Source organism: Clostridioides sp. LIBA-6622 (assembly GCF_056716095.1).
Map to the genome: position 1 here is coordinate 204,109 of NZ_CP196998.1, position 12,530 is coordinate 216,638.

General features: G+C 27.1%; 12 protein-coding genes. All 12 read left to right on the forward strand.

Going from position 1 to position 12,530, the window contains the following annotated elements; translation table 11 throughout:
- Positions 1–9: 9 nt before the first annotated feature.
- The 12 genes from tsaE to ACTG47_RS01360 all read left to right on the forward strand — a co-directional run bounded on the left by tsaE (position 10) and on the right by ACTG47_RS01360 (position 12,530).
- Positions 10–462, forward strand: coding sequence for a tRNA (adenosine(37)-N6)-threonylcarbamoyltransferase complex ATPase subunit type 1 TsaE (tsaE, locus tag ACTG47_RS01305; RefSeq protein WP_479925815.1), 453 nt, complete (start codon positions 10–12; stop codon positions 460–462).
- Positions 462–1,178: a tRNA (adenosine(37)-N6)-threonylcarbamoyltransferase complex dimerization subunit type 1 TsaB gene (tsaB, locus tag ACTG47_RS01310; protein ID WP_479925816.1), complete on the forward strand. Its 717-nt coding sequence runs from the start codon at positions 462–464 to the stop codon at positions 1,176–1,178. The genes tsaE and tsaB overlap by 1 nt, the downstream gene beginning before the upstream one ends.
- Positions 1,168–1,644 carry a ribosomal protein S18-alanine N-acetyltransferase gene (gene rimI / locus ACTG47_RS01315; protein WP_479925817.1) on the forward strand — a complete coding sequence of 159 codons (477 nt, stop codon included), beginning with the start codon at positions 1,168–1,170 and terminating at the stop codon, positions 1,642–1,644. Before tsaB ends, rimI begins: the two co-directional genes overlap by 11 nt.
- A 5-nt stretch (positions 1,645–1,649) precedes the next feature.
- A complete protein-coding gene (gene tsaD / locus ACTG47_RS01320) occupies positions 1,650–2,666 on the forward strand; it encodes a tRNA (adenosine(37)-N6)-threonylcarbamoyltransferase complex transferase subunit TsaD (protein ID WP_169469724.1) in 1,017 nt (338 codons plus the stop codon).
- Between the two features lie 296 nt (positions 2,667–2,962).
- On the forward strand, positions 2,963–5,671 hold the full coding sequence (gene hpdB / locus ACTG47_RS01325) for a 4-hydroxyphenylacetate decarboxylase large subunit (RefSeq protein ID WP_169469723.1): 2,709 nt from the start codon (positions 2,963–2,965) through the stop codon (positions 5,669–5,671).
- 3 nt (positions 5,672–5,674) lie between these two features.
- Positions 5,675–5,932 carry a 4-hydroxyphenylacetate decarboxylase small subunit gene (gene hpdC, locus ACTG47_RS01330; protein ID WP_169469722.1) on the forward strand — a complete coding sequence of 86 codons (258 nt, stop codon included), beginning with the start codon at positions 5,675–5,677 and terminating at the stop codon, positions 5,930–5,932.
- Positions 5,925–6,875, forward strand: a complete 951-nt coding sequence (gene hpdA, locus ACTG47_RS01335) for a 4-hydroxyphenylacetate decarboxylase activase (RefSeq protein ID WP_479925818.1) — start codon at positions 5,925–5,927, stop codon at positions 6,873–6,875. The genes hpdC and hpdA overlap by 8 nt, the downstream gene beginning before the upstream one ends.
- Positions 6,876–7,638: 763 nt before the next feature.
- Positions 7,639–8,349 (forward strand): LytR/AlgR family response regulator transcription factor, encoded by a 711-nt coding sequence (locus ACTG47_RS01340; RefSeq protein WP_169469720.1) that lies wholly within the window; start codon positions 7,639–7,641, stop codon positions 8,347–8,349.
- On the forward strand, positions 8,343–9,650 hold the full coding sequence (locus ACTG47_RS01345; protein ID WP_479925819.1) for a sensor histidine kinase: 1,308 nt from the start codon (positions 8,343–8,345) through the stop codon (positions 9,648–9,650). Before ACTG47_RS01340 ends, ACTG47_RS01345 begins: the two co-directional genes overlap by 7 nt.
- A 311-nt stretch (positions 9,651–9,961) precedes the next feature.
- Positions 9,962–11,254, forward strand: a complete 1,293-nt coding sequence (locus ACTG47_RS01350) for a radical SAM/SPASM domain-containing protein (protein WP_479925820.1) — start codon at positions 9,962–9,964, stop codon at positions 11,252–11,254.
- Positions 11,255–11,257: 3 nt separating this feature from the next.
- The gene (locus ACTG47_RS01355) at positions 11,258–12,295 is read left to right on the forward strand and encodes a radical SAM protein (protein ID WP_479925821.1); all 1,038 of its coding nucleotides are present in this window, start codon (positions 11,258–11,260) and stop codon (positions 12,293–12,295) included.
- A gap of 52 nt (positions 12,296–12,347) precedes the next feature.
- Positions 12,348–12,530, forward strand: coding sequence for a hypothetical protein (locus tag ACTG47_RS01360; RefSeq protein ID WP_169469716.1), 183 nt, complete (start codon positions 12,348–12,350; stop codon positions 12,528–12,530).

The following is a 12,530-nucleotide window of genomic DNA, read 5'->3' on the forward strand; positions in this document are numbered from 1 at the left end:
GATGAATTAATGGCAAAAATATATTTAGAAAATGAAAGCAAAACTAGAGAAATAGGATATAAATTAGGCAAAGTATTAAAAGAAGGTAGTGTTATCTGTTTAGTAGGAGATTTAGGGGCTGGGAAAACTACAATGACACAAAGCTTAGCTGATTCATTAGGTATAAAAGATTATATAACAAGTCCGACTTTTACTATAATAAATGAATATGAAGGTAAAATACCTTTATATCATTTTGATGTATATAGAATAGGTAGTAGTGATGAAATGTACGATATTGGATATGAGGAATATGTAAATTCAAGTGGAATTTGCATAATAGAATGGGCTAATCTAATAGAAGACATACTTCCGAAAGAATATTTGAATATAGAATTAAAATATAAAGATGAAGGAAGAGAAATGATATTAACTCCAAAAGGAGAGTTTTACAAAGAAATAGTTGAGGAGTTGACTAAATAATGAAAATACTAGGTATGGATACATCTTCTATGGCAGCAAGTGTATCAGTTGTAGAAGATGATAGCTTAATATGTGAGTTTACAGTAAATAACAAAAAAACTCATTCACAAAAACTTATGCCAATGATAGAAAGTATGTTGAACATGAGTGATTTAAGTATAAAAGATATAGATTTATTAGCTATATGTATAGGTCCTGGCTCATTTACAGGTCTTAGAATAGGTATGGCCACAGTAAAAGCTATGGCTCATGTAAATAGTATACCAATAATAGCAGTGAATTCTTTAGAATCTCTAGCAAATAACATGAATCTATGTGAGAGAAAGATATGTTGCATATTAGATGCTCAGAAGAACCAAGTTTATTCAGCTAAATATAAATTTGAAAATGGAGAATTAATAGAATTAGATGGTGTTGATGTTGTAGAATTTGATGCTTTATTAGAGGAAATAGTATCAAGTGATGAAGAATTTATAGTAGTTGGAGAAGCTGTATACAAATATAAAGATAAGTTAGAGAATATAAAAAATATAAAAATACCTTCGCCAGTTAACAATGTGTCTAATGCAGGAAGCTTATGTTCTCTGGCATTAAACAAATATAATAAAAATATAGATGTACATACTTGTTATACAATAAATCCTATGTATATCAGAAAATCTCAGGCTGAAGTACAATATGATGAAAAAATGAAGAGGCTAAATAATGAAAGATAATACAAAACCAATAATAGATGATATAGAAATAGAGGAAATGACCATTAAAGATATAGACGAAGTCTTTGAAGTAGAAAAAAACTGTTTTGAAGATTATTGGTCAAAAGAGTCTTTTAGAAAAGAGTTGTCTAATGAAGTTGCAAGGTATATAGTAGCTAAACTAGATGGAAAAGTTGTAGGATATGTGGGAATTTGGCTTATACTTGATGAAGGACATATAAATAATGTGGCTGTTCATAGTGACTATAGAGGCAAAAAAATAGGAGACAAGCTTATAAAAGGTATAGTTGATTTATGTAAAAACAATAATATTGCGTCTATGACATTAGAAGTTAGAGCGTCAAATAAAATAGCACAAAGCTTATATAGAAAATATGGATTTAAAATGGGTGGAATAAGAAAAGAATACTACAGTGATAATAAAGAAGATGCAATTATAATGTGGAACCAATTAAAAGAGGTGTAGAGTTTATGAGTGATATAATAACATTAGCTATAGAAAGTAGTTGTGATGAAACAGCTGCATCAGTTTTAAAAAATGGTAGAGAAGTTCTTTCAAACATAATCTCTACTCAAATAGAAACACATAAAAAGTTTGGTGGTGTAGTACCAGAAGTAGCTTCAAGAAAACATGTGGAAAATATTGATATAGTTGTTCAGGAGGCCTTAGATAAGGCAAATATAGGATTTAATGATATAGACCATATTGCAGTTACATATGGACCAGGGCTAGTGGGAGCTTTATTAGTAGGATTATCTTATGCTAAGGCACTTGCATATACTTTGAATATACCACTTGTAGGAGTAAATCACATAGAAGGTCATCTAAGTGCAAACTATATAGAGCATAAGGATTTGAAACCTCCTTTTATAACATTAATAGTATCTGGAGGTCATACTCACTTGGTTGAAGTCAAAGACTATGGTAAGTATGAAATTTTAGGAAAAACTAGAGATGATGCATCTGGAGAAGCATTTGATAAGATTTCAAGAGCTATGAATTTAGGTTATCCAGGAGGCCCTATTATTGATAATTTAGCTAAAAAAGGAAATAAACATGCTATAGAATTTCCAAGAGCATATTTAGAAGAAGATAGCTATGATTTTAGTTTTAGTGGATTAAAATCTTCTGTATTAAATTATCTAAATGGAAAAAGAATGAAAAATGAGGAAATAGTAGTTGAAGATGTAGCAGCATCTTTTCAAGAAGCTGTGGTAGAAGTTTTATCTACTAAAGCACTAAAAGCGGCGAAAGATAAAGGTTACGACATCATTACTCTTTCTGGTGGAGTTGCTTCTAATTCAGGGCTTAGAGCCAAAATAACAGAAATCGCGAAAGATAGTGGTATCACTGTTAAATATCCTCCTCTAATTTTATGCACAGATAATGCAGCTATGATAGGGTGTGCAGGATATTATAATTTTATAAATGGTAAAACACATGATATGAGTTTAAATGCAGTTCCAAATTTAAAGATAAATCAGTGATATGAAATAAATTTATAAATATATTAAAGAATTGTTTCAGAAAAATAAATATAAGTAAAAATAAATACAATAAAAGTAAATATAGTATATGTTAAAACTTGAAGTAAAACTATGTATAACCTTTATATTCTAATGAATTGCAACACTTTTAGGATATAAAGGTTATATTTGGTTTGAATTTACTTCGAGTTTAATTTTTTTGTAGAAAGATTATTTCAAAAAGTGGGTAATATACCCTTTTTTTCCCTTGTTAAAAAGTTTTATACTAATTATAGAAAGATTAAGGAGGGGAAGAAATGAGTCAAAGTAAAGAAGACAAAATAAGAAGTATTTTAGAAGCAAAAAATATTAAGGCAAATTTTCAAGATAAAGAAAATTTAGATGAATTTAGTGAAAAAAAAGCAAGTAAAAGAGCTGATGATTTATTAAATGTATATTATAATACATTATCTACAGCTGATATGGAATTTCCATATTGGTATAATAGAGAGTACAGAAAATCAGATGGTGATATACCTGTAGTTAGAAGGGCTAAAGCTCTTAAATCTGCTTTTTCTCATATGACACCAAACATAATACCAGGTGAGAAGATAGTAATGCAAAAAACACGCCACTATAGAGGGTCATTCCCAATGCCTTGGGTAAGTGAAAGTTTCTTTGTAGCTCAAGGAGAACAAATGAAAGAAGAAGCAAATAAGTTAGCTAGTAATACAGCAGATGAACTTACAAAATTTGGTTCTGGTGGGGGAAATGTAACCGAAAGTTTTGGAAATGTTGTTTCAATAGCTGGTAAATTTGGAATGAGAAAAGAAGAAGTACCTGTACTTGTAAAAATGGCTAAGGAATGGGTTGGAAAATCAGTTGAAGATTTAGGTTTTCATTATGAGAAAATGATGCCAGATTATGATTTAAAAGAGAAATTAATGAGTACACTTATTTGTATGTTTGATTCAGGATACACACTTCCTCAAGGTAGAGAAGTTATAAATTATTTTTATCCTTTGAATTATGGACTAGATGGAATTATAGAAATGGCGAAAGAATGTAAGAAAGCAGTCGCAGGAAACGCATCTGGAGATGGGCTTATTGGAATGGATCGTCTATATTTCTATGAAGCTGTAGTTCAAGTTATTGAAGGTTTACAAACTTGGATTTTAAATTATGCAAAACATGCAAAATATTTAGAAAGTATAGAGAAAGATTTAGAAGCTAAAAAAGAATATTCAGATTTAGTGGAGATATTAGAACATATTGCACACAAACAACCTCGTACATTTAGAGAAGCTCTTCAATTGACTTATACAATTCATATAGCATCAGTAAATGAAGATGCTATATCTGGTATGTCTATAGGGCGTTTTGGTCAAATCTTATATCCTTGGTATGAGCAAGATATAGAAAAAGGCATAATTACAAAAGAAGAGGTTATTGAATTATTAGAACTTTATAGAATAAAAATCACTTGTATCGACTGTTTTGCTTCAGCTGGTGTAAATGGAGGTGTGTTATCAGGAAATACATTTAACACATTATCTATAGGTGGATTAAGAGAAGATGGTTCTACAGGAGCAAATGAATTAGAAGAATTACTATTGGAAGCAAGTATGAGATGTAGAACTCCTCAACCTAGTTTAACTATGTTGTATGATGAAAAACTTCCAGAAGATTTCTTGATGAAGGCTGTTGAATGTACAAAGCTTGGTTCTGGTTATCCAGCATGGGTAAATAACTCAAATGGAACAACTTTCATGATGAGACAATTTGCCGATGAGGGTATGACTGTTGAAGAAGCTAGAGCTTTTGCATTAGGTGGATGTCTAGAAACATCTCCAGGATGTTGGAAACAGTTAACTTTAAATGGAAAAACATATTCTATAGCAGGTGGAGCAGGACAAACAGCTGGTTCTGGAGTGCATTTCTTAGCTAATCCTAAAATATTAGAACTTGTTCTTATGAATGGTAAAGACCATCGTATGAATATGCAAGTGTTTGAACCTCATAATAAACCTCTAAATACATATGAAGAGGTTGTAGAAGTGTTTAAAGATTATTATAAACAAGCAATAAATGTCCTTGAAAGAGCAAATAATATTGAATTAGATATATGGAGAAAGTTTGATACTTCTGTAATAAATTCACTATTAAAACCAGATTGCTTAGACAAGGGTCAACATATAGGAAATATGGGATATCGTTATAACGCAACATTAAATGTAGAAACTTGTGGTACTGTTACGATGGTTAATTCATTTGCAGCACTTAAAAAACTTGTATATGATGATAAAAACTTTACACTTGAGGAAATGAAAGAGGCTATTTTGAATAACTTTGGATTTAAAGATGCCTTAGAAGTCGGAAATTATTCTATGGCAGACCAAGTAAAAGTAGATGAAACTGGTAAATATGATGCTATTTATAAGGCCTGTCTTGATGCACCTAAATATGGAAATAATGATTTATATGCGGATAGTATTCTTAAAAACTATGAAGTATGGTTAGCAAAAGTGTGTGAAGAAGCACAATCTTTATATGCTAAAAAAATGTATCCTTGTCAAATATCTGTTTCTACACATGGACCACAAGGAGCTGCTACTTTAGCTACCCCAGATGGTAGACTAAGTGGAACAACATATTCAGATGGTTCAGTTTCTGCATATGCAGGAACTGATAAAAATGGTGTTTATGCATTATTTGAGTCTGCAACTATTTGGGACCAAGCAGTAGTTCAAAATTCTCAGATGAATTTAAAACTTCATCCAACAACTATTAAAGGACAACAAGGTACTAAAAAATTATTAGACTTAACAAGAAGTTATTTAAGAAAAGGTGGTTTCCATATTCAATACAATGTTGTGGATTCTAAAACATTAAAAGAGGCGCAGAAAAATCCTGATAATTATCGTCAACTAATGGTGCGTGTTGCTGGGTTTACTCAATACTGGTGTGAATTAGGAAAACCAATACAGGATGAAGTAATTGCTAGAACAGAGTATGAAGGGGTGTAAAATATGAAAAAACATAGTGATTGTATGAATTTTTGTGCAGTAGATGCTACAAAAGGAATTTGTAGACTATCAAAACAAATGCTTAACTTAGATGATGAAGCTTGTGAAGAATTAAAAGTAATGCCAAAATGTAAAAATTGTAAAAATTTTGTTGAAGCTAATGATGAAGGTATAGGTAAATGTGTTGGTCTTGAAAAGGAAGATTGGGTATATTCAACATTAAATGCAATTACTTGTGAAGGACATATGTTTAATGAGTAGTCAAAATCAACTAGAAGGTATGATTTTTGATGTACAAAGTTTTTCAGTCCATGATGGACCAGGTTGCAGAACAACTGTATTTTTAAATGGATGTCCACTTAGTTGTAAATGGTGTGCGAATCCTGAAAGTTGGACTGTAAGACCACATATGATGTTTAGTGAGTTATCTTGTAAATATGAAGATGGGTGTACTGTATGTCATGGTAAATGTAAAAAAGGTGCATTGAGTTTTAATCTTGATAATAAGCCAATCATAGATTGGAACATATGTAAAGACTGTGAAAGCTTTGAATGTGTCAACTCATGTTATTATAATGCGTTTAAGTTATGTGCGAAACCTTATACTGTAGATGAGCTTATAAGAGTAATTAAACGTGATTCTAATAATTGGAGAAGTAATGGAGGCGTAACATTTAGTGGGGGAGAGCCACTACTTCAACATGAATTTTTACATGAAGTATTATTGAAATGTCATGAGATAAATGTGCACACTGCTATTGAGACAAGTGCATGTGTTTCCAATGAAATTTTTAATAAGATATTTAAAGATATTGATTTTGCATTTATTGATATAAAACATATGGATAGAGAAAAACACAAAGAGCAAACAGGTGTGTATAATGATTTAATATTGGAAAATGTATCAAATCTTGCTAACTCTGACTGGAAAGGAAGATTGGTACTTAGAGTTCCAGTCATAGGAGGATTTAATGATAGTACTGAAAATATAAGTGATATTATATCTTTTATGCACAAAAACAATTTGGTAGAAATTAATTTATTACCATTTCACAGGCTAGGAGAATCAAAATGGATTCAATTAGGTAAGGAATATGAGTATTCTGACAAAGGAGATGTTGATGAAGAGCATCTTGAAGAATTACAAGATATATTTTTAGATAATGGGATAGCTTGTTATGTTGGTCATGAGACAGCTTTCTAAAAGTAAAGATTAAAAATCAATTAAAAAGGTAAACTCTATATAGAGTTTACCTTTTTTGATGTATTCAAGACAAGGATATGATTTGTTTTTAAGATTTAGGTTGATATAAATTATATAGATTATCGAGATTATTTATATAGATTTTATTTGAAAATATAATAAAATATTTATACTATCAACTTGTAGAATGATATGTACTATTTTGTATTTTTATGTTAAAATTTAATTGTATAAATTATAATAAAATAAAATAAAGTTAATAATTTAATGTATTTACTGGTTTAATTATATTTTGAATAGTAAATATTTTACAAGATAAAACTAAATTAGTAATATAATAATATTTTAATAATTTATAGAAATTAGAAAGCTGATTGTAGATATCAATGTCAAATAAGTTTTCCAAAATGTAATCATTTAGAATATAAAATATCTAGATTTATATGAAAATAGTTAGGTTATTCTTATACACTTAACAAGTTTTAAAATAGCAATTAAAAACTTTCAATAAAATTGAAAATAAGGATAAAATGTATATTTTTATTGAGGTTTTATATTATTACAGGAAGAGAAGAGATAAAAATTATTTCTTTTATTAGTGAAGTGGATTTATTAATAGTAAGTAAAATTATAATAAAGGGGTATAGACTAAAGAAAAATACAAATTTAGACTGTGTGTAAAAATCATATAATTAAGATTAATAATTATAAAAATAATTTATATATACATTTTAATTACTAAGTTTTGGGGGAGGATTGATTTATGTACAGAGTTGTTATTTGTGAAGATGATATTATTCAAAGAGTTTTATTGAAAGATTTAATATCCAAAATTTTCAATGAAATTTCAAATCAAGTAGAAATTTTAGAATTTGATTCAGGGGAACAGCTTTTAGATAGAACTTTAGAAGCTATTGATATATTTTTTTTAGATATTCAAATGGATAAATTAACAGGAATTGATGTGGCTAAAGAAATTAGAAAAAGGGAATGTAATTCTGAAATCATATTTATAACATCATTAATGGATTATGTGCAAGATGGGTATAAAGTTAGAGCTTATAGATATTTATTAAAACCAATTCAACCAGATGATTTAAAAGATAATATTCTAGCTTGTGTGTCTGATATTATAAAAAAAAGAGATAACTATCTCATAGTAAATAAAAAAGGAACTATTAACAAAGTTTTAATAGATGAAATTACATATATAGAAGTTAATAAGAAGAATATAACAATACACACATTTGATAGTTTCTATTGTATGCAAAATAGTATAGAAAAATTAGAAAAAGAACTTAAAATGTATGATTTCTTCAGATGCCACAAAAGTTACCTTATAAACATGAATCATATTAAATCTATATCTAAAAATAGTGTTGTTATAAATAATGAAGATATACCTGTAAGTAAACATAGAGTTGGTAGTTTAAAGACAAAATTAACCTATGTCTTAGGATCTATAATATGTTAGAATTAAATTTGTTTTGGATGATTATAACAATATTATCTACAATTGTAGAATTTGTGGTCTTAAAAGTAATATTAGATGAATTAATTCAACAGAAAAAAAGTAAGGTTGTTATAAGTATAAGCTTATTGATTTCTATTATTATTGTGTCAGGATTATCTTTGTTCAACTTTAATCAAAACATTGGATTAGTTGTAGATATCGTAATTATGTATTTTTTTTATATGTATAATTATGATATAAGATTTAATAAATCTTTACTTGCAATTTCAACTTACATTATGATTATAATAGGATTAGAAGCTATTACATATAATTTAATAGTTGCTTTACATTCAGTATCAGATATGAATAATCTGATAGATAAAAATCAAGTTAGATTAGAATTGGTAATTTTCTGTAAGCCTTTATTAATATCATTAATCCCAATAGTTAAATCTTTAAAAATAGCTTTAACTGTGAGAGTTAAAGAATATGTATATATAATTATACTTGTGATAGAAAATATAATTAGCATTATATCTATTTTTAGTTTTATATTTAAATATGAATACATTAATGATATAGAGTGGATTATAATAATTATCATTTCAATTATATTATGTATTTCGAATTTATCATTAATAGGTGTGATAAATAAGATAATAGAAGACAATAAGTTAAGGCTGGAAAATGAAACTGTAAAGAAAAAAATTGAATTGCAGTATAAGTATTATCTAACTATACAAGAGATATCACTGAAGACTAGAAAGCTATATCATGATATGAATAATCATATGATATGTATACAAAATATTTATGGAAAAAATGAAATAGCAAATAAGTATATTGAAGATATAAATAAGCAATTGAAAGATTGTAAATCATTATTTAATACAAATAATTTAATTTTAGATGTTATATTAAATGAGAAATACATGGATTGTAAAGCTAATGATATAGATTTTATCGTAGATATAAATTTTTTAAAGTGCGAGTTTTTAGATATGACAGATGTATGTTCTATATTTTCAAATATGTTAGACAATGCTATAGAAGCATGTTTAAAAATTAAGGACATTGAAGCAAAAAAAATTATTAAACTTAAAGGAACTATTTTAAATGATTTTTTTATAATTAAATGTTCAAATACAAAAATAAATGATTTTAGAAGAGAGAATATTATAACTGATAAAAAAGATAAGTTTTTGCATGGTATAGGAATTAATAGTATAAAAAAATCTGTAGAGAAATATAATGGAAATATAGAAATAAACTCTTCAAAAAATAAATTTATGATGATAATTTATATACCCTTGATGTAAAAGATATCCAGTTGGAGACATAAAATGACCAGTTGGAGATAATATATTGAAATAATAAATATAGGATGTTACCTTGTAGATACAGGAAGTTTGACATAAATAGAATCAGTCAGACTTTGAAACAAGGTAACATTTTTTTGTTTTCATAGAGTATTATCATATAGTCTTTAAAGTTCTGTATATTAAAAACTTCAAAGTTAATAAGATATATTTATTTATAGATATAAATTGTTATTAAACTAAAATTATTATTAATGTATAGAATTTAAATAAATTTGAACAATTAGTTAAATGATAAAGGAGATATTACTATGTCAGATAAAAAAAAATATAGCAATATATATAAATATTCGGATAATTTGAGGTTTACAGATAATAATAATGTCGTAATTTTAGCAAGTGGCGATTCTAGGGAATGGATTAAAATATCAAAGGAATGTTTTAACATACTAAATGAGGTACTAGGAATGAATTTAAACCATAATGAGATCTTAGATTGTTTTGAATCTAATAAAGATAAAGTGTATTTTGATAAACTTATTGAGTGCTTATATAATGCAAATATACTAACAAATAAAAAACATAATGTAAGTAAACAAATTGAGAGTATTTATTTTATTGTAACAGATAGATGTAATTTATCTTGCACACATTGTTGTGCTGATGCAGACACTTCAAATTCAGTAGATATATTAAGTACAGAAGAGATGTTTGGTATAGTTGATAAAATATTACAAATTAATCCTAGAAATATAACCATATCTGGTGGTGAACCATTAATCAGATCAGATTTATGGGTTATAATGGAATACTTAAAGAGTAAATTTGATGGAAATATAGATATTATGACAAATGGTTTATTAATAGATGAAAATAATATTGAAAATATGAAAAAATATTTTAATAGCATTAGTGTAAGCATTGATGGTATTGATGAAGAAACATGTAAGATAATAAGAGGTAATAATGTTTTTAAAAATGTGATAGAGAAAGTTAAGTTTCTAAGAAGGCATGGTTTCAATAATATATCTATGTCAGCAGTTTTACCAAATCATGAGAAGATAAATATAGAATTTGAAGAGTTAAATAAAAATTTAGGTACAGATGCAATGATAAGACATTTTTCATATCAAGGGAGAGCAGGATTAAATTATGATAGGATAAGTAAAAAAATGAATGAATATTTAAAAAATAGAGGTATAGAAGAAAAAAATATTATAGATTGGAAATCGTATATACCTACTAATAAGAAAGAACTTAAATTAGGAGCTTGTGGAGGTTGTGATACGACAATAAGTATTGGAAGTAATGGAGAACTATATCCTTGTAACCTTTTAATGGATAGTAATTATTCTATGGGAAATATATTAGAAATAGAAGATATAGTAGATTATGTAAACAAAATGGATATTTCTACAAATGATGGATATAAAGCATTTATAAATTTAAAACTATGTAATAATAATAAATGTAAAGAGTGTCTAGTCAAGTTGTTTTGCTGGTCTTGTCCAGCTGAATATGATGATCTTTTAGGTAAAGAACATATATTTGAAAATAGGTGTAGTGAGGTTAAAAAAACTTTAACATCTGTAGTTTGGGGGTAAAAAATGGAGTGTACAGTTTGGACAACTAAGAATTGTAATTTAAATTGTAAATACTGTTATGAACATAAGAATAAAGAAGTAGGTAATATGATTAATTATGTAGAGAATCAAACATTAAATAAAATAAAAAAATTAATCATGGAATCAAATGAAGATATGCATGTTATACAATTTCATGGAGGGGAGCCTTTATTAAATTTTAAATTAATAAAAAGATTTGTAAATGAAATAGAAGACATCAAAGGTAGCTCAACAATAAAATATGGTATGACTACTAATGGAACTATATGGAATATAGAGATAGAAAAATTTTTTGAGGATTATAAAGATTCCTTTAGTGGTTATATATCTATAAGTATAGATGGAGATTCTAGATCTCATAATAAAAATCGAATTTATAAGAATTGTATTGGTTCATTTGATAAAGTTATTAAAACTGCTGATAAGATGAAGTTGATATTTAAAAAATTAAGATGTAGAGTAACAGTTACACCAAATACAATAGAAGATTTACATGATAATATTAGATATCTTGTAAACATAGGATTTAGACAAATATCTGTGGCCTTTGACTTATTCTCAAATGAGTGGAATGAAAATCATATAAGTATAATAGAAGAACAATATCAAAAAACTTTAAGTTACTGGAAAAGTAATAGCTTACAAGTAGAAATAAGTATAGTGGATGAAATAATTGGTGATAAAAAAGTATTGGGGATATGTTATCCAAACACACACTTTTATATAGATGGTTTAATTTATCCATGTACATTTGTTGTTGGTTTAGAGGAATACAGTATAGGTAATATTTTAGATGGCATACATAGTGAGAAGGTAAAAGATATTATAAATATTAGCTCCATTGATAATAAAAAGTGTGAAAAATGTAATAATAGGAGATCCTGTTCTTCAAATAGATGTAAACTTATAAATAAAGTTATTACAGGGGATTATTATACACCTCCTACAATCAATTGTATCTTAGAAAATATTCAAATAAAAAATAAACATAAGGTTAAAGAGACATTATCATTAGTATAATGTAGTTTATCTACTTTATATAAATATAACAAGAATTATATAGGAGGCACTTATGAAAAAAGAATTTAAAGTACAATCAATTTTAGAAAAGGTAGAAGTATTAGAAGTAAATGGTCAAGATGGAAATTGCTTAGCTGATTGTGGTCGTTGGATATGGATAGGTAATAAAAATTCTACAACAAAAGGATGTTATAAAGACAAGCTTATAGATGCATATGCAAGTGTAAAGCTATAA